The following is a 17,534-nucleotide window of genomic DNA, read 5'->3' as shown; positions in this document are numbered from 1 at the left end:
GCAGTTTGATGACCACGTTTATGCAGGCACCGCCGTCTGCAATCGAGATCCCGGACACTCCGGACCTCGATCGGATGCGCTTTCAGACCGGTGCGCGGCTACGCTCGGCGATGGCCGACCGCGGCGTTGATGCGTTGATCCTGCTGGGAAACAACAACGTCGTCTATGCCACCGGTGCGAGCTGGCCGCTGGGCGACGCCGGGTTGTCCTACGTCGAACGCCCCGTCGCGGTGGTGTGTGCCGACGACCCGTGGCCACATTTGTTCCTGCCATTCCGCGAAGGCACGGCATCGGAATCCGGGCTGCCCGCCGACCATCTGCACGGCCCAGTCTATTTGGAGTTTGACGAGGGCGTGGAGAACTTCGCGCGGGTGGTCGCCGAATTGGTGCCCGCCGAGGCGGTCGTCGCGGTCGACGAGTTCACCGGAGCGATGCGGCGCGCCCAGGACCAGTTGTTCCGGGCGGGCAGACCGGTCGATGCCGCCCAGGTGATTGGCGCCGCCAAGCTCATCAAGACTCCCGACGAGTTGGCCTGTATCCGCAGGGCGTGCCGCATCACTGACCAGGCCATGATCGACGTGCAGGCCGCCCTGGCCCCCGGCATCCGCCAGATCGACTTGTCGGCCGGCTTTCTGCGTCGCGCCTTCGAGCTGGGCGCGATGGCCAGCATGCTCGAACCGATCTGGCAAGTGATGCCGAAGAACAAGGCCGACGGGGTGTGGACCACCCACGGCGATCTGGCGTTGCCGCTGCTGACAACCGACCGCGAACTGGCCGCGGGCGACGTGTTGTGGACCGACGTCAGCATCACCTACGCCGGTTACTGCTCGGATTTCGGCCGAACCTGGGTGGTGGGCCAGGACCCCACGGCGCGCCAGCAGGCGCAGTTCGACCGATGGCGGGAAATCATGACCGCGGTGCTCGGCGTCACGCGTGCCGGCGCCACCGCCGCGGAGCTGGGCAGAGCCGCGACGAAAGCCAATGGCGGCAGCCGACCGTGGCTGCCGCATTTTTACCTGGGTCACGGTATCGGCGTGAACGCTGCTGAAACACCAATGATCGGCACCGATCTCGGTGACGAGTTCGACGAGAACTTTGTTTTCGAACCGGGGATGGTGCTGGTCCTGGAGCCGGTCGTGTGGGAGGACGGCACTGGGGGCTACCGCAGCGAAGAGATCATCGTCATCACCGAGGAAGGCTGGATCCCGTTGACCGACTACCCCTATCACCCTTATGGCTACTGAGGTTCTGCCCGACGACCCCGCGCTGCGCTGCGGACGCCGCGAGCGCGCATTGGCCCAAATGGCGGCCCACGACCTCGATATTCTGGTGCTCGGCCGGCAGGCCAACGTGCGCTACATGACCGGTGTGCCGCAGCTATGGGTGGCCGGCACCCGGCCGTTCGGTCCGACCTGTGTCGTCGTCGCGGAAACCGGCGCCATTCACCTGCTCAGCACCTGGGATGAGGGGGTGCCCGAGGATATCCCGCACGAGAACCTCTATGGCATCGCCTGGAATCCGATGAACACCATCTCGGTGCTGCAACGCATCGACGGTGCGGCCACAGCGAAACGCGTTGGCACCGATGCGCTTTCCCCCGGCTTCGCACAGCTGCTGCCGGTGGCCTTCCCCAGCGCCGAACTGGTGGACGGGGAGCTGGCGATGCGGGCCGCCCGGCGTATCAAGACAGCCGAAGAGGTGACGGCACTGCGTGCGTCCATCCGGGTGGCCGAGAACGGACTGGCCGCGGCGGCCGCCGGATTACGGCCCGGAGTCAGCGAGAAGACCCTGGCCGGCGTCCTGTTGGAGGCCATGGCGGCCGGCGGGGTGAGCACGCCGGCGACCCAGGACGGGGCATGGGTGACTTCGCGCGAGCACCCGTGGCGGCGGGGCAGCGACGATGGACGGGTCGCGTCCGGTGACCTGGTGGCGCTGTCGGCGGGTGTGCTTGCCGGCGGCTACGCCGGCGAAGTGGGCCGCAGCTGGCCGGTCGGCGAAGTCGATGGTGCCGCCGATCTCTACCGACGCTGGGAATTGCTGTGGGACAGGCTTTATGACGCGTGTCAGCCGGCCGCCCCGGCCGCTGAACTGCTGGCCGCATACCACGCTGCGGGGGAACCGCTGCCGCCGATGCCGGTGGCACGCGGATTGGGGCTGGGTTTCGACCCGCCGGTGGTTTCGGCGCATCTGCCGGCAACCGCCGCCGAGGAACAGTTGGAGCCGGGCATGGTGCTCGCCGTCACCGGTTACGTTTGGGAACGGGGCGTCGGCGCGGTGTTCGGCCGTGAGGCGGTGCTGATCACCGCGGACGGCCCAGAGTTGCTGACCACGAGTCCGTCATGGCAAGGCGTCGTCCATGCCTGACAACCCTCCGCCGCCCGAGGAGATCATCCTCTACGCGAAGGACCCGACGACCAAGATCGCGACGATCACGTTCAACCGCCCCGAGTTTCTCAACGCACCCACTACCGCGGCGCGGCTTCGCTACGCCGATCTCCTGCGCGGGGCCACCGTCGACGACGACGTGAAGGTGGTGGTGATTCGCGGCGTCGGCGACGATCTCGGCAGCGGTGCCGACCTTCCCGAGTTCATGGAGGGCCGTGATTCGCCCGAGGCCCGGCTGGCCGAACTGAGGCTGGAAGACGACGGAATTCAGTACCCGCCGAAAGGTTCGTTTCGTCACGGCGCGACGATCAGCCAGTGGTACGCCAACGCGCAGGCCGGCAATCGGGCGTTGCAGGAATTCAAGAAGATCAGCATCGTCGAAGCCAAGGGATACTGCTACGGCTGGCATTTCTACCAGGCCGCCGACGCCGACCTGGTGATCGCCTCCGACGATGCGCTGTTCGGCCACCCATCGTTCCGCTACTACGGCTGGGGCCCGCGAATGTGGACCTGGGTTCAGACAATGGGCCTGCGTACTTTTCAGGAAATGGTCTTCACCGGGCGGCCTTTCACCGCCGATGAGATGTTTCACTGCAACTTCTTGAACAAGGTCGTGCCGCGGGAGCAGCTGGAGGCCGAAGTCGACAAGTACGCACGGGCGTGCGCACGTAACCGCCCCACCGATACCGTCTTCATGCAGAAGATCTTCTTCGAGGTGGTCAAGCAGCACCAGGGCGAATATCTCGGCAGCCTGCTGACCGGTTTGTTCGAATCGATGGGCGGCAGTGCGGTTCCCGACGGCGACAATTTGATGCTCGACGACGCCATTGACAGCGGGCTGAACGATGCGGTCAAGGAGAACGACAGCAAGTTTCCGCCCGAGTTCCGGTTGAGCAAGTCAAGCCGCGAGAAGAACGGGTAACCGTGGAGCCGCTACCCGGCCCCTTGGATGGCTATACCGTCGTCGATCTGTCCACCGGCATTGCCGGTGCCTACTGCACCAAACTATTGGCCGACGGCGGAGCCCGAGTGGTCAAAGTCGAGCCACCGCAAGGAGATCCGCTGCGGCGATGGTCCGCGTCGGGTTCGGACATCGAATCGGGCAGCGACGGAGCCCTGTTCAGTTTTTTGTCCTGCTCCAAGCACAGCGTAGTGGCCGATTCCGAGCGCGATGTCGCGTTCGTCAACGGACTGCTGGCATCCGCCGACGCGGTGGTGTGGTCGCGCGGCTCGGCGGTTGCCGAGCACCCGACGTTTGCCCCGGCCGAAATCCGCCGGGAGCACCCGCATGTGATCGTCACCGCGATCACCCCGTTCGGTTTGACAGGGCCGTGGCGGGATCGGCCGGCGACCGAATTTACCTTGCAGGCTTGGTCCGGGGGCATCGTCGGGCTGGGTCGCGGATCGGCGGATCGGGCACCGGTATTCGTCGGCGGCCAGGTCGGGGAATACGTGGCGGGGGCGTTTGCCAGTGCGATCACCCTGGCGTCGCGACTGCGTCAAATCGACAGCGGCGGCGGTGAGCTCGTCGACCTGTCCATGCTGGAAACTCAGATCCTGGGCCTCACGTATTTCCCGGTGAGTTACTTCGAGATGCTCGGCCGGCCGTGGCGCGACGCCCGCCGGCTCACCGTCCCGGGAATCGCACGGGCCAAGGACGGCCTCATCGACGTCGGCTGCGGGACTGCCCAGCAGTGGTTCGATCTTTGCGCGATGACCGGTCACCAGGACTGGATCGACGAGGACTCGCCGCTCACGATCACCGAGCAGGCCAACGAGAAGGCCGAAGACATCTACGCCTGGTTCGAGGAGCAGACCGTCGGGGAGATCCGTGACCTCGCCACCGCCTTCCGCGTCCCCAACGCTCCCGTAGCCAACGGCGCCAACATCACCGGCCTGGACCACTTCCAACAGCGCCGGTCGTTCGTCACCAATCCTCGGGACGGGTTCAGTCAGCCCGCTCATCCTTACCGCATGCAGCCCCCGCTGCTGCCGCCGCCGCGACCCGCCCCGCGACTCGGTGAACATACCGCCCGCTACCGCCAGGCCCACCCGCCCGTCCGCCCGGCGGGCAGCGGCGCCGCGGATCGCCTGCCGTTCAGCGTATTGCGGGTGCTGGACATGACGACGTTCTGGGCGGGCCCATCGTGCACGCATTTCCTGGCGCTGCTCGGCGCCGAGGTCATCCATGTCGAGTCGACCGGCCGGCCCGACGGCACTCGGCTGATCGCCGGGGTGCCGATGACCGAAGACCAATGGTGGGAGCGCTCGCCGATCTTTTCCGGTCTCAACACCAACAAGAAGGGCTTGACGCTCGATCTGCAGACCGCTGCCGGACGTGATCTGCTGCGCCGGTTCGTCGCGACATCTGACGTGATCGTCGAGAACTTCACGCCCCGGGTGCTCGAACAGATCGGACTGGATTTCGCGGCCGTGCAGGCGATACGGCCTGACGCGATCCTGCTGAGGATGCCCGGATTCGGACTCGACGGACCCTGGCGGGACAATCCGGCCTTCGCCTATGTGATCGAGGCAGCGTCCGGATTGAGTTGGCTCACCGGCTATCCCGACCGCAACCCGTATGACCCATATTCGGTTGGCGACCCCAACGCCGGTATACACGCGGTCAACGCGCTCCTGCTGGCGCTGGAGCACCGACGCCGAACCGGGCAAGGAGTGCTAGTGGAAGCCGCCATGGTCGACGCCGCGATCAACGTCGCTGCCGAACAGGTCGTCGAATACAGCTCCTACGGGGCCCTGCTGGAACGTGCCGGTAACCGCGGGCCCACGGCGGCACCGCAAAACCTCTACCGCACCGCCGACATCGACGAATTCGGCCGCCTCGACAGCTGGGTCGCGGTCGCAGTGGCAACCGACGAGCAGTGGGCCGGCCTGCGCGACGCCCTCGGCCGGCCGCAGTGGGCGATGGATCCGGCACTGACCGATGCAGCCGGCCGGCGGCAACGACACGCCCGGATCGACGAGCAGCTCAGCTCTTGGTGTCAGAGCCGTAGCGGCGACGAGATCGTGCACAGCTTGTGGGAAGCCGGTGTCCCGGTGGCAAAGGTTATGCAGCCGCATCGGCAAACCGAGCTGCCGCAGTTGGCTTTCCGCGGTTTCTTCGAAACCGTCGGCCACCCGGTCAACCAGTCGGTTCCACACAGCACGGTGCCGGCGCGCTTCTCCCGTGGGCCCCACCGCTTTCATCAGCAGTCCGCGCCGCTGCTCGGGCAACACAATCATGAACTACTCGCCGAACTCGGGCTCACCGAGTCTGAGATCGCGGTGCTGGAAGCTGACGGCGTTATCGGCTCGGCACCGGGCGTAGCGAGAAAGGCGAAAGCCCAATGAAGTTCGGTATTCCGCTCGCGCGTGCCCATCCCGGCCTGTGGCCGGAGCTGACGAAGCAGGCGGAGGCGCTGGGTTTCGAGTCGGTGTGGCTCCCTGAACATCTGGTGTTCCCAGTCGCGATGAGCGGCAGTCCTCACCAGGGCGATGCCCATCCACCGGTTCCGCCGCAGACACCGATTTTCGACGCGCTGAACTACCTGTCGTTTCTTGCCGCCCAGACCGAGACGATCCGCTTGGGCACCTATGTCTACAACATCGGCCTACGCCACCCCTTCGTCAGCGCACGCGCCGCTGCGACCTTGGACATCGTGTCGGGCGGCCGCTTCGACTTCGGTGTCGGCGCGAGCTGGCTTCGCGAAGAGTGGGAGGCGGTCGGTCTCGACTTCGACAGCCGCGGTCCGCGGGTCGACGAGGCATTACAGGTGTGTCGCGCGTTGTGGAGTCAACCCAGTGTCGAATACCACGGCTGTTTCTTCGATTTCGGCGAAGTCATGTTCGAGCCCAAGCCGGTGCAGCCGGGTGGCCCGCCGCTGCACATCGGCGGCGACGGCAAGGCCGCGTTACGCCGGGTCGCGCGGCTGGGCGATGGCTGGTTGCCGATGAACCACACCGTGGATCGGATACCGGAGTCGGTACGCATACTGTCCGGGCTGTGGGCCGAGCACGGGCGCAGCGGCAAACCACAAATCACCACCTCCGTGCCGATCTCCTCGGCCGAGGATGTCCAGCGCGCTGCTGACGCCGGCATCGACCGGCTCATCGTCGCGCCGTGGCAACGCACCCGCGACGCACTCGACGGCATCGCCCGTTTCGCCGATCAGCACTTCGAAAAAACGGCGGCGGCAGGCTAGATTCCGTGGCAATCAGTCCGTCCGCCATCCAGCTCAGCGGTCGCGTCGCTGCCGCCGGATCGATTGGTGCACTGGGCAGAGCCGCGGCGTTCGAACTCGCACCGCACGGCATCCGGCCAACGCACTGGCACCGGACATGTCGACGGCGGGACACCCGCTGCGGGTGGCTGGTATCACCATCCGCACACAGCTGAACCGACGCTTGGTCCCGGCTAGTGGGTCCAGCCGTGGGCGGCCTGGTCGTCGAAAGTGTGGTCGATCCGCTCGAACCTGCGACGGATTGATCCCCGCGAGGCCTGGTGCGGCAGGACGTAAAGCCGGTTGGCCAGTATGGCTTCCACCGTCAGGCCGGCGACGGCATCGACGTCGAGGACCCCCTCGTCGGCCGCATCCGGGCCCGGAACAGCCTGCCGCACCGGCCCTCCGTAGTCAGGACCGCGGTTGCGCTGCGAGTCGCCGATATTGGTTCCGACGAGCATCGGGCACAGCACCGACACCCCGATGTTGTTCGCCTTGACCTCGCGCGACAGCGCCTCGGCGAGGGCGACCACGCCGTATTTGGCGACTGAATACGGTCCGAGGCCGACGTTCGACACCAGGCCGGCGAACGACGAGGTGAACACCATGTGGCCACCGTCGCCCTGCTCGAGGAGTCGGGGCAGAAACGCTTCGACACCGTGGATCGGTCCCCAGAGGTCGACGTCGATGACCCAGCGCCAATCGTCATGCGACATCTGCGCGATCGGCCCGGCCACTGCGACGCCGGCGTTGTTGAAGACCACGTGGATCCGCCCGAGCAGGCGAAATGCCTCGTCGGCCAGGTGTTTAACCTCGTCGAGGTGGCGGACATCGCAGACCACGCCGTGCGCGTCAAGGCCCTCGTCGCGTAGTCGCGCGACTGCATGCTCGAGCGCAGGACCTTCGACGTCGCCCAGCACGACGGCCGCGCCGCGCCGGGCAAGGGTGCTGGCGGTGGCGAAACCGATGCCACTTGCGCCGCCGGTGATGACCGCGCCCCGACCTTCGAAACCGTCCATGGCGAAACGTTAACCGATGCGGATTTGGATGCGTATCGATTACGCGATGGCTGCCAAAGCCGCGGCTGAGTCTAGGTCGGCGTAGGCGGCCGAATACCGTTGCGCCAGCGTTAAAGCGATGTCTGGCCGCTGCCAGAGCTCGCCGGCGCTCGCGGTGCAGAGCCACAGGGTCAGTCCATGGGCCACCGATGCCCGGTAGCGCAGCCAGATCTCTTCTGATGATGGCAGCTCGTCGTCCGGCAAGGCCAGGGCATCACGGTATTCTTCGAGTAGCTCGCGCTCGCATTGGCGTCGATCTGCTGTGGTCAATGCACCCTGAAGGAAATATCCGAGATCCAGCGACCAGTTGCCGCGGCGTACCACCTGCCAATCCAGAAAGCCAACTTCGCCGTCAGGCAGCAGATAGGTGTTGCCGATATGCGGATCTCCGTGCAATAGGGTCTGCGTCGACGTGGTTAGCGTGCGAATATAGGGCGCCCAGATATTACCGATCAGTTGCTCGATCGTCAGCGATTTCACTTGCGGGGGAGCGTCGTCGCCCAACTTTTCGACCGCTGCCGGCAGGGGCGCGATCTCCATGCCACCCCAGGGCTCGAACGGCTCAAGCCAGGTGAGTTCCGCGGTCTTGAGAACTCTGTTGCCCCAATACTGTCCGTGCATCCTGCCGAGGCCGCGCACACCGGTGGCGACTTCCGCCACCGTCATAGGCCGCGTCGCATCGCGTGGGTCTGCTCCGCGTGCCCTCAGGTCCTCCATGACCATCACGAAGTCGTAGTCGCCTTCGTCGATGAGGGCGGTGTAGACGATGGGATGCTCCAGCGGTAATGCGACGCCGGAATTGAACAATCGAGGCTCGTGAAACATGCCGCTGGTGGCGCGGATCAGCTCCTTGTGCGCCGGGTCCGCGGCTTTGACGAAGACGGTGGCCGGCCCCGTGCCCGCCGAATAGCTCAACGCCAGCCGGGCACGCCTGTTGGTCCCGTCGTCGTGCATGTCGACGGTGACCTCGTTGACCTCGGCACCGGGATAGTGGCGGGCGATCGCTGCCGTCATCCACTCGGGGGTAACGTGTTCCCACTCTTTGGGAACCGGGAGCTCGGTTGTTGGCACGATTGATCTACTTCAGGCAGCTGCCCGCGTCGATCGGCAACGTGACACCGGTGATATAGCGGGATTCGTCAGACGCCAAGAACAGCACGGCGTTGCTGATGTCCTCAGGTTCCACCCAACCGACGGGCAGGGTGTGCATCATCTGCGCGACGACCTTGAGGTCATCTGGGCCGGGGTTCTCCAGGTCGGGGCGGAACAGCTTCATCGTCGGCTCGTTCATGAACAACGGTGTGTTCACGTTGGTGGGATGCACGGAGTTGACCCGGATCATGTGCTGGCCCAACTCGACAGCAAAGGTCCGCATGAGCCCCACCACGCCGTGTTTGGCAGCTACATAATGACCAGTGTGCGGATATCCCTTCAGGCCGCCCACCGAACTGGTCAAGATGATCGACCCGCCGCGTCCGCCGGTCAGCAGATGCGGCACACCGGCTTTCACGGTCTTCCACACACCGGCGAGGTTGACGTCGATCATGTCGGTCCAGTCTCGTTCGCTGGTCTTGTCCAACGTCGCCCCGCCGTTACCGATCCCGGCGTTAGCGACGATGATGTCCAGCCGACCCAACTGCTCGACACCGGCGTCCACCGCCGCTTTCAGTGCGTCATAATCGCGCACGTCGACTTCGGCGGTGTAGATGCGGCGGTTTTGGCCCTTGACCAGGTCTGCCGTCTCGGCCAGATCTTCGGGTGTGGACAGCGGAACCTGGACACTGTCGATCGGCTTGCAGATGTCGACCGCGATGATGTCGGCGCCCTCCTGCGCCAGTCGCACCGCATGCGCCCGGCCCTGACCGCGCGCGGCACCGGTGATGAAGGCGACCTTGCCTTCGACTCGTCCCGCCATCATTACCTCAGTTTCTGTTGACGTTTAACTGTTGACATTAGGTTGGCTCAGCGGATGATCGCCGGCATCGCTTCCCATCCCCGCACTGTGGAGGTCGGAGACAACATGGCGTTGGTCAGGTCGACATCCCACTCGGGGAAGCGCTTGAGGATCTCCTCCAGTGCGATCCGCCCCTCCAATCGAGCCAGCGCCGAGCCAAGGCAGTAGTGTGTGCCGACACTAAAGGCCAAGTGCTGACGAGCTTCCCGATGAATGTCGAAAACGTCACCGTCGGGCGGAAATTGGCGGTGGTCGCGGTTGGCCGCCCCGATCAGCATCATCATCACGCTGCCCTCGGGTACCGTCTGGCCGTAGAGCTCGACATCGCGGGTCACATACCGTGCGACGTGTGGCGCCGGCGGCTCGAAGCGCAGCAGTTCTTCGATAGCCCGCGGAATCAGCGACTTATCCTCGGCCAGTTGGCGGCGCTGGTCCGGATGCTCCGCGAGAACCTTGCCGGCCCAGCCGATCAGCCGGGTGGTGGTCTCGTTGCCGGCCCCGGCCACCACGTTGACATAGACGAGCAGCTCGTCGCGGGTGAGTCGGCGGGTAGCGCCGGTCTCGTCTTCGAACTCGACGTTCAACAACTCCGTCATGATGTCATCGGACGGGTGCTCCGCCCGCCACTCGATGTACTGAGCGAAAGCCTCACCGGTGTCGAAGCCATCCGAGGCGATGGTCATCGGTTGGCCGACCTCGGTGCGCATGGTGGCATTCGAGCGGTCCCGGATCGCCTCTTGGTCGTCTTCGGGAATGCCCAACAGCATTCCGATCACCCGCATCGGCATTTGCGCTCCAAGATCGGTCACGAAGTCGAACCGGTCGGTGCCGATCAGCGGATCCAAGCAGCGAGCACAGAAATCTCGGATCTTGTTTTCCAATTCGTTGATCTTACGAGGCGTGAACATCCGTGCCAGCAGCTTGCGATGGATGTCATGCACCGGCGGATCCTCGAAAATCAAGACGCCAGAAGGCATTTCCATGTTGCTCTTGATCAGTTCCAGGATCGCTCCGCGGGCCGAGCTGAAGGTCTGGTAGTCCACCAGAGCGTGGTCGACGTCGGCGAACCTGCTCAGCGCATAGAAGTCGTGCTCGGAGTTGTAGTACAGCGGCGATTCTTCGCGCAGCCGGCGAAACATTCCGTAGGGGTCGGCATTCAGTTCGGGGTTGTACGGGTCGTAGTAGACGTCACTGGCGGCACTGACTGTCACGGATATCGCCTCTCACGGAACCGTGTTCTCACGGGATCTTGCATCCTGTTGCCTCTGAACTCTGTCATCAGCCGCTACCAGTGTCAATCTCGAATCCGTTTATGGCATCTAAAGTTCTCGCATTGCGAGAATCAAATTCTCAGCCGAGCCTATCGGTGCGATATTCGAACACCGCAAGTGCGGCTTCTCCCTGCGCGTCATGGCCAGTGAGCTTGGCCGCCAACGCATTCGGCTCCAGGCGTCACTGATTGAAGCGCAACAGGGCCTCCTGCGCATAGGAAGCGACGAGCGAGCCGTCTGCACTCAGCACGTCGCCGCATCCAAAGCACCGGCCGTGCGCCAACATCGGACTGTGCTGGCGCAGCAGGAGCCAGTCGTCGGTGCGGAAAGGGCGGTGGAACCACAGCGTATGGCTGGTCACCGCGGAGGTGAACGCGGTCCCATTGCCGCGTTGGTTGAATCCTTCGATCGGGCGCAGCGCCGTCCCGATCAAAGTGAGGTCGGTGGCGTAGGCGGCCAGCGCGGGCGCCAGCTCGGCGTCAACTGGCGGCGTGCGCATCCAGAGTTCGAACCGGGGTGGACCGGCGGTGGAGGAGTTGAGATCGTCGGTTGAGCGAGTTTCCCAAGGGATCAGGTCCAATTCGACCCGGTGCCCCTCGTCCAAGACGGGCGGCACGCCCTCAGTGCTCTGGTGATCGGGGCCGTCCTCGGCCATGTGCATGCAAACCGAGCCGGTGGCCAATGTGCCGCGGGACTGGCCAGCCGTGATCGCCAGTGTCGCGAATGACCGGCCTTCGTGATGACGGGTCAGTTGGTATCGCACCGGTTCGTCGGCGCGGCCTTCGCGGGCGAACACCGCATGCAGCGATTTGATGTGTTTGTCCGGGCAGCTCGTGGTGGCCGCGCGGACGAATTGGCCCAGCAGCTGACCGCCGAAAATCCGATGGTATTCCAGTTGTTGGTTGAGTGCCTCGAACACGGTTACGTTGGCTTGCCCGGGTTGCTCGCCGTCGCAGACCCGCAGCTTCAAACAGCCGAGCAAGTCCGTCCACAGGTCGAGCACTCAGTTAGTGTAAGTCGAGTTCTCGGATCTAGGTAACCTAATTCTCCGCTGCGAATCCCCGTGAGCAGAAGTCCCACACCTCGTCGGCGGTGATGGGATGCACGGTCGCGTCATCGGAACCGCCGCTCGATTGTGCGATGAACATCACCGTCTGCATCGTCATTGCGGCCATCCGCCGGGGTGGGACGTCGGCACGCAGTTGCCCGGCGGCGTCCGCCTCGTCCATCAGTTCGGTGAGCAATGCCAGAAGCGGTGCATGAGCGACTTTGACCTCGGCTGGATGGGAGACCAGCAATCTCGGTGCGAAGTCGGTGAACAACGGCCTTTTAGCGGCGGGATCGGGTCGGGATGCCTCGAAGAGCAGTTCGACGGCGACTTTCAACCGCTCGAGTGGGTCGGAGTGATTGGCCGTAGCGGCGCGGATCTGGTCGGCGGACCGACTCAACGCGTCCTCGAATAAGGCGAGTAACAGCTCGTGTTTGCCGTCGAACTGCAGGTAGAAGCTGCGCAGCGACTGGCGGGAGCGGTCGACAACCTCTTGAACGGTGAAGTCCGTGCTGCCCTTTTCGATGATGATGGCCTGGGCGGCATCCAGGAAGCGCTGAACGCGCTGGGCCGCGCGCAGTTTCGCGGTTTTGATCGACCGCTCGACCGCCCGTTGCTTCCAGGCCGGCTCTTCGCTCGGACTGGTCACCGACGACTCGGACGGTTGCCGTGAGGGGAGAACATGGTTGGACTGTACCGGAGAACGCCGTGCCATCGGTGTCTCGCACCCCCTCACGGACGACGTGTCAGAGATTGTAACTTTCTCACCACGAGAATACTATTCTCTTTGCAGTGCTCACGGAAGCAGAAATGTGGAACTGCGGGCGCCGATGCCGAGGAGTACCCGTGAAGCTGACTTTTGATGCTGACGTAGAAGCGTTCCGCTCCGAATTCGTGGCCTTTCTCGACGAGCATCTGCCCGACGAGGCTCAAGCCGGCGAGCGGCCTCGTTCGTCGTCGCATGTGCCGGACTGGGCGCGCCGATGGCAGCGGTTGCTGTTCGAGCACGGCTGGCTGCTTCCGGGTAACCCGCCGGAGTTAGGTGGGCGCAACGCCACCGTCCTGCAGCAATACGTACATCTCGAAGAGTTGTCGCGGCGACGTGTCTACCAAAGCTTCAATCCGCAGGGAATAGGCATCATCGCCGCGTCGGTGTTGTCATTCGGAACCGACGAGCAGAAGCAGCGCTGGGCGGTGCCGATTCTGCGGGCCGACATAACGGCATCGTTGGGGATGAGCGAACCGGGCGCGGGCTCCGATCTGGCCTCGTTGCGGACCCGCGCGGTATTGGACGGGGACCACTTCGTGGTCAACGGGCAGAAGGTGTGGACGTCCGGCGCTCACGACGCCGACGTGCTGCTGACGTTCGTGCGGACCGACCCCGATGCGCCAAAACACAAGGGAATCAGCGTGTTGCTGATCCCCACCGACACTCCGGGCGTGACGCGCCGGCCCTTCGCGTCGGCGTCGGATCGCGGCGATCTGGATTTCAACGAGGTCTTTTTCAACGACGCGAGGGTGCCGGTCGAGAACCTGGTGGGCCCGTTGAATCAGGGGTGGCGGGTCGCGACGGGCTCGCTGGGCCACGAACGCACGATGCTGTGGTTGGGATACGCCGACCGGCTACGTGAACTGATCGTCGATTACCGACCGTCGGATCCGCTGCAGCGCGACCACTACGCCACCCTGCTCATGGATTCCGAGGCATTGCGACTGCTCGGCTCGGCGGCTCTGGCCCGTGCCGACCGTGGCGAGGAAGACGTGCCGGGTCTGTCGGTGCTCAAGCTGTTGGGATCGGAGGCGGTGCAGACCGCATCGGAGCATGCGCTCAATGCCGCAGCCGCTGACGGCCTGCTGCACCCCGACGTTACCGGTCCGTTCGCACCGCTGAACTTGGATGCCCATTACGGCAGTTGGTTCGATCGCTACTTCCGTAGCTTTGCCGGTACCATCGCCGGCGGCACCTCGGAGATCCAGCGCAATATCATCGCTCAGCGGGTTTTGGGCCTGCCCCGATAACCCGTGCGAGCGTGCACAAACCCGAGCATTAGAGCGGCGTGTCGGCCGGAGACACGCACGCTCGCGCAATTAGCGGCTAGAGGTTTGCCAGCCGCGGCGCGAAACCCATCGCCCGCAGGATGGCGCCAGCCTCGCGGGTGAGTTCCCTTGCACTGCCGAGCATTCCGTCCAATACCAGCACGCGCTCCACATGACGATGCAACTCGTGTTCGGCGGTGAAGCCGATACCGCCGAGCACCTGTTGGCAGTGCCGCGCGGTGGTCAGCGCCGCTTGACCGGCCGCGGCCTTGGCCAGCAGCGCACCAAGGTCGTCTGGCTCGGCTGCGTCGGCGTGCAGACTGGCCTCCGCGCCCTCGATCGCGACGAGTGTTTCGGCCAGCCGATGCCGGATCGCCTGGAACGAGGCGACGGGGCGGCCGAACTGCACGCGGTCCAGAGCATGTTGGCGCGCCAGCGACAACATCGCCCGGCTGGCTCCGACCAGCCACCAGGCGAGGGCGCGCCGTCCGGCGGCCAGCGGCACCGGATCCCCTTCGGCCACAAGGTGTATCGGCAGGCCGTCACCGAGCGTCGAGCTGTCTTGGTCGGTGCGTTCCCAGCGGATCCAGCCGCCGCCCGCGTAGGGCAGCGCCACGGTGCCGCCGCCACCACGGCTGGCTTCGCGCAACACGACGTCGTTGAGAACAGGCGCGTGGGCTCCGGTCTCGCCGAGTAGCCGGAACACCAAAGCGACTGCGGCATCGGGTGTTTCGTCGAGCATGTCCAGCCAGCCGAGGTCGGCCAGCGCCGCATCGAGTTGCTGGCCGGAGACCGAGGTCATGGTCTTGCGGAGCGCGTCCTCCATCAGCTCCAACGAATCGGTGTCCACGCTCACTCCTTGCCCAAATCCAGCAGCCGGCGGGCGATGATGTTGCGCTGAATCTCGGCGGTCCCGCCGTAGATGGTCGCCGCGCGTGAATACAGGAATTCGGTGCGCCAGTCTGTCTCGCCGAGCTCGACGACACCCGGCAGCAGGTCCCGGGCGGTGTCGTACAGCCGCTGCTCGGCGGTGGCCAACAAGACCTTGTCGATCGATGTCTCTGGCCCCAGCCGCGTCCCGTCCTCGGCCAACCGATGCTGGGTGCCACGCGAGCGGCAGCGCAGGGTGTGCAGGGCCAGATACGCCGAGCCCAAAGCGGAGTCATCCGGGTCGGTTGCTTCGGCGATGAGTCGGTCGAATCGCGAGTACAGGTAAGCGATCCGCTGCCAAAAGCAGGTCGAGCGCTCATACGGCAGCAGGTCCATTGCGAGCCGCCAGCCGTCACCCGGCGCGCCGAGCATCCGGTCGCCGGGGATCACGACGTCGTCGAAGTACACCTCGCAGAACTCGTCGACCCCGTGCATGGTGCGCAGCGGCCGCACGGTGATGCCCGGAGTATCCATATCGACGAAGAACGCCGTGATGCCGTCATGTCCGGGCGCGGTGCGGGTCAGCAGGATGCAGCGGGTCGAATACTGCGCGAAGCTGGTCCAGACCTTCTGCCCGTTGACGACCCAGTGGTCGCCGCTGGCGGCAGCGCGGGTGGACAGCGACGCCAGATCGCTGCCGGATCCGGGCTCGGAAAAGCCCTGACACCATTGCTCGCGGCCGGACAGCAGCCGCGGCACCATTTCAGCGGCGAGTTCGGCCGGCGCGTAGTCGATCATCGTCGGCGCCAGCACCTCGACCATCGAGTAGGGTCCCGGTTCCGCAAGCCCCCGCCCGACCACCTCTTCACCGACGATCGCGCGAAGCATTGCAGGACCACCCATTCCGCCGACCTCGACGGGCCACCCGTAGCGCATCCAATTGGCGTCATAGAGGGCGCCGTGGACTCGGGCGAGTTGCTGCATGTGACCTTCGAGCGAATGCTCCGGCCCCGGAGTCAGGTCGTTGTCGTCGAGCCAGGCACGCAGATCCGCCCGGAACTGCTCGACCTTCATGCAGGCGGACGCCCCACCGCGTGCGGGCGGCCCGAGTCGTGCGTGCCGCTGCGACGGATGAAGGTCATCGCGCGGGTCTTCAGCCGCCAGCCGTCGGCGGTGCGCAGATACGTGTCGTTGTAATAGCCGATCCGCATGTCGTGGGTGGCGTGGTCGATGAAACACAGCGGCTGGGTGCCGGTCGCAGTGTCGCCGGACAACTCGATCGCCGGTGTCGCGGTCAGGAACAAGCCTTTGGGCGCAGCGTCCACCAGGACGGGAAAGCGGTCCAGAGAATAGGTTTCGCCGAACGCGCTGTAGGTACCGTCGGGCGTGAAGACGCCCACCAGCCCGTCGATGTCTTCCTGGGTGATGGTGACGGCGTACCGGGCGAGCAGCTGCTGGATTTCGACAAGATCGTCAGTTCTTGTCGGCATATACCTTGCCGCCTTTCATGACGAACTGCACGTTCTGGGTAACGGTGATGTCGGACAACGGATCTCCGGGCACACCGATCACGTCGGCGAGCAGTCCCTCGGCCAGCCGTCCCCGGTCGGTGACGTTGATGAGATCGGCCGCAGTGACCGTCGCCGCCCGCAACACTGCGAGCGGTGGCATGCCCCATTCGACGAGGGTGACCAGTTCGTCGGCGTTGCGGCCGTGCGGAATGGCCGGCGCATCCGTGCCTACCGCAATCTTCACGCCGGCTTGATAGGCGGCCAGCAGCGAGGTGCGTGCCTTCGGGAACATCTCGGCGGCCTTGGCCTGTAACTCCGGCGGCGCCTTGGAGACATCCATGGCATCGGCCAGCCGCCGGGTGGTCACCAAAAATGTGTCGTGGTCGACCAGCGCGGCAATCGCCTCGTCGTCCATCAAAAAACCGTGCTCGATGCAGTCGATACCCGCCGCGACCGCGTGCACCACCGCTTCCGCACCATGAGTGTGGGCTGCTACCCGCAGACCCCGGCGGTGCGCCTCGTCGACGATTGCCCGTAACTCCTCATCCGAATAGTGCTGCGCGCCAGGCGCTCCGGTCAGCGACATCACCCCACCCGAGCAGCACACTTTGATCAGCTGAGCGCCGTACTTGATCTGGTACCGAACGGCTTTGCGGACCTCGTCGACGCCGTTGGCGATACCCTCCTCGACGGTCAAGTGCAGCAGATCCGGAGCGAACGCGGAGAACATCGTCGGGTCCAGATGCCCGCCGGTCGGGGTGATGGCATGACCGGCCGGAACCACCCGCGGGCCCTCGATCCAACCCGCGTCGATCGCTTTGCCGAGCGCGACGTCGAGCAGGTATCCCCCGGTCTTGACGAACAACCCGAGGTTGCGCACGGTGGTGAAGCCGGCCCGCAGCGTGCGGCGGGCATTGCCGACCGCACGCAGCACCCGCGTCGGCGGATCGTCCTGGACCGACGAGGCCAGGCCGGTCTCTCCGCGCCCGCCCATCAGAAGGTTGACCTCCATGTCCATCAACCCCGGCAGCAGGATCTGTTCGCCGAGGTCAATGACGTCACCCTCGGGATCGCCGCCGACACCAACGATCCGCTCGCCATCCACCCGCAGGATGCCGGGACGGACGATCTCGCCGGCGTCGACGTCGAGTAGCCCGGCTGCCTTGAGTGTCAGCACCGT

Annotated in this window: 16 protein-coding genes and 1 pseudogene; 7 read left to right on the top strand and 10 right to left on the bottom strand. The window is 65.1% G+C overall.

Annotation, left to right across the window (positions count from 1 at the left end):
* Window positions 1-8 precede the first annotated feature (8 nt).
* The 6 genes and pseudogenes from AC5Y42_RS06065 to AC5Y42_RS06040 all read left to right on the top strand — a co-directional run.
* On the top strand, window positions 9-1,244 hold the full coding sequence (locus tag AC5Y42_RS06065) for a M24 family metallopeptidase (RefSeq protein WP_499896550.1): 1,236 nt from the start codon (window positions 9-11) through the stop codon (window positions 1,242-1,244).
* A complete protein-coding gene (locus tag AC5Y42_RS06060; RefSeq protein WP_499896548.1) occupies window positions 1,234-2,364 on the top strand; it encodes a M24 family metallopeptidase in 1,131 nt (376 codons plus the stop codon). Before AC5Y42_RS06065 ends, AC5Y42_RS06060 begins: the two co-directional genes overlap by 11 nt.
* Window positions 2,357-3,307, top strand: coding sequence for an enoyl-CoA hydratase/isomerase family protein (locus AC5Y42_RS06055; protein WP_499896547.1), 951 nt, complete (start codon window positions 2,357-2,359; stop codon window positions 3,305-3,307). The genes AC5Y42_RS06060 and AC5Y42_RS06055 overlap by 8 nt, the downstream gene beginning before the upstream one ends.
* Window positions 3,308-3,309: 2 nt before the next feature.
* A complete protein-coding gene (locus AC5Y42_RS06050; protein ID WP_499896545.1) occupies window positions 3,310-5,736 on the top strand; it encodes a CaiB/BaiF CoA-transferase family protein in 2,427 nt (808 codons plus the stop codon).
* Window positions 5,733-6,587 (top strand): LLM class F420-dependent oxidoreductase, encoded by an 855-nt coding sequence (locus AC5Y42_RS06045; RefSeq protein WP_499896544.1) that lies wholly within the window; start codon window positions 5,733-5,735, stop codon window positions 6,585-6,587. Before AC5Y42_RS06050 ends, AC5Y42_RS06045 begins: the two co-directional genes overlap by 4 nt.
* A gap of 129 nt (window positions 6,588-6,716) precedes the next feature.
* Window positions 6,717-6,803 (top strand): annotated as a pseudogene (locus tag AC5Y42_RS06040) (oxidoreductase); the annotation flags it as partial.
* On the opposite strand, the gene AC5Y42_RS06035 reads toward AC5Y42_RS06040, so the two are convergent.
* The 6 genes from AC5Y42_RS06035 to AC5Y42_RS06010 form a co-directional block, all read right to left on the bottom strand.
* Complete coding sequence (locus tag AC5Y42_RS06035; protein ID WP_499896542.1) at window positions 6,800-7,624, bottom strand: SDR family NAD(P)-dependent oxidoreductase; 825 nt, start codon at window positions 7,622-7,624, stop codon at window positions 6,800-6,802. The pseudogene AC5Y42_RS06040 and the gene AC5Y42_RS06035 sit on opposite strands and share 4 nt — an antisense overlap.
* Before the next feature lie 39 nt (window positions 7,625-7,663).
* A complete protein-coding gene (locus AC5Y42_RS06030; RefSeq protein ID WP_499896799.1) occupies window positions 7,664-8,677 on the bottom strand; it encodes a phosphotransferase in 1,014 nt (337 codons plus the stop codon).
* Between the two features lie 64 nt (window positions 8,678-8,741).
* Window positions 8,742-9,578: a mycofactocin-coupled SDR family oxidoreductase gene (locus tag AC5Y42_RS06025; RefSeq protein WP_499896541.1), complete on the bottom strand. Its 837-nt coding sequence runs from the start codon at window positions 9,576-9,578 to the stop codon at window positions 8,742-8,744.
* Between the two features lie 47 nt (window positions 9,579-9,625).
* Window positions 9,626-10,828 (bottom strand): cytochrome P450, encoded by a 1,203-nt coding sequence (locus AC5Y42_RS06020; RefSeq protein ID WP_499896539.1) that lies wholly within the window; start codon window positions 10,826-10,828, stop codon window positions 9,626-9,628.
* Between the two features lie 241 nt (window positions 10,829-11,069).
* Window positions 11,070-11,891 carry an acyl-CoA thioesterase gene (locus AC5Y42_RS06015; RefSeq protein WP_499896537.1) on the bottom strand — a complete coding sequence of 274 codons (822 nt, stop codon included), beginning with the start codon at window positions 11,889-11,891 and terminating at the stop codon, window positions 11,070-11,072.
* A gap of 37 nt (window positions 11,892-11,928) precedes the next feature.
* Window positions 11,929-12,585: a TetR/AcrR family transcriptional regulator gene (locus tag AC5Y42_RS06010; protein ID WP_499896535.1), complete on the bottom strand. Its 657-nt coding sequence runs from the start codon at window positions 12,583-12,585 to the stop codon at window positions 11,929-11,931.
* A gap of 197 nt (window positions 12,586-12,782) precedes the next feature.
* On the opposite strand from AC5Y42_RS06010, the gene AC5Y42_RS06005 reads away from it, so the two are divergent.
* Complete coding sequence (locus AC5Y42_RS06005) at window positions 12,783-13,955, top strand: acyl-CoA dehydrogenase family protein (protein ID WP_499896534.1); 1,173 nt, start codon at window positions 12,783-12,785, stop codon at window positions 13,953-13,955.
* Between the two features lie 76 nt (window positions 13,956-14,031).
* Here AC5Y42_RS06005 and AC5Y42_RS06000 read toward each other — a convergent pair whose 3' ends face one another.
* The 4 genes from AC5Y42_RS06000 to AC5Y42_RS05985 are packed head-to-tail and all read right to left on the bottom strand — an operon-like array spanning window position 14,032 to window position 17,531.
* Window positions 14,032-14,799, bottom strand: coding sequence for an acyl-CoA dehydrogenase family protein (locus tag AC5Y42_RS06000; protein WP_499896798.1), 768 nt, complete (start codon window positions 14,797-14,799; stop codon window positions 14,032-14,034).
* A 26-nt stretch (window positions 14,800-14,825) separates the two neighbouring features.
* Window positions 14,826-15,917 carry an acyl-CoA dehydrogenase family protein gene (locus tag AC5Y42_RS05995; RefSeq protein ID WP_499896532.1) on the bottom strand — a complete coding sequence of 364 codons (1,092 nt, stop codon included), beginning with the start codon at window positions 15,915-15,917 and terminating at the stop codon, window positions 14,826-14,828.
* A complete protein-coding gene (locus AC5Y42_RS05990) occupies window positions 15,914-16,333 on the bottom strand; it encodes a nuclear transport factor 2 family protein (RefSeq protein ID WP_499896530.1) in 420 nt (139 codons plus the stop codon). Before AC5Y42_RS05990 ends, AC5Y42_RS05995 begins: the two co-directional genes overlap by 4 nt.
* Window positions 16,317-17,531 carry a metal-dependent hydrolase family protein gene (locus tag AC5Y42_RS05985; protein ID WP_499896528.1) on the bottom strand — a complete coding sequence of 405 codons (1,215 nt, stop codon included), beginning with the start codon at window positions 17,529-17,531 and terminating at the stop codon, window positions 16,317-16,319. Before AC5Y42_RS05985 ends, AC5Y42_RS05990 begins: the two co-directional genes overlap by 17 nt.
* Between the last annotated feature and the right edge of the window lie 3 nt (window positions 17,532-17,534).

The organism is Mycobacterium sp. NGS48 (assembly GCF_059812585.1).
This window is presented reverse-complemented; position numbering and strand designations above follow the sequence as displayed.

Coding starts and splice junctions, on each gene's coding strand:
- AC5Y42_RS06065 (WP_499896550.1), top strand. CDS start 9: ATGACCACGTTTATGCAGGCACCGCCGTCTGCAATCGAGATCCCGGAC.
- AC5Y42_RS06060 (WP_499896548.1), top strand. CDS start 1,234: ATGGCTACTGAGGTTCTGCCCGACGACCCCGCGCTGCGCTGCGGACGC.
- AC5Y42_RS06055 (WP_499896547.1), top strand. CDS start 2,357: ATGCCTGACAACCCTCCGCCGCCCGAGGAGATCATCCTCTACGCGAAG.
- AC5Y42_RS06045 (WP_499896544.1), top strand. CDS start 5,733: ATGAAGTTCGGTATTCCGCTCGCGCGTGCCCATCCCGGCCTGTGGCCG.
- AC5Y42_RS06035 (WP_499896542.1), bottom strand. CDS start 7,624: ATGGACGGTTTCGAAGGTCGGGGCGCGGTCATCACCGGCGGCGCAAGT.
- AC5Y42_RS06030 (WP_499896799.1), bottom strand. CDS start 8,677: ATGACGGCAGCGATCGCCCGCCACTATCCCGGTGCCGAGGTCAACGAG.
- AC5Y42_RS06025 (WP_499896541.1), bottom strand. CDS start 9,578: ATGGCGGGACGAGTCGAAGGCAAGGTCGCCTTCATCACCGGTGCCGCG.
- AC5Y42_RS06000 (WP_499896798.1), bottom strand. CDS start 14,799: ATGGAGGACGCGCTCCGCAAGACCATGACCTCGGTCTCCGGCCAGCAA.
- AC5Y42_RS05995 (WP_499896532.1), bottom strand. CDS start 15,917: ATGAAGGTCGAGCAGTTCCGGGCGGATCTGCGTGCCTGGCTCGACGAC.
- AC5Y42_RS05990 (WP_499896530.1), bottom strand. CDS start 16,333: ATGCCGACAAGAACTGACGATCTTGTCGAAATCCAGCAGCTGCTCGCC.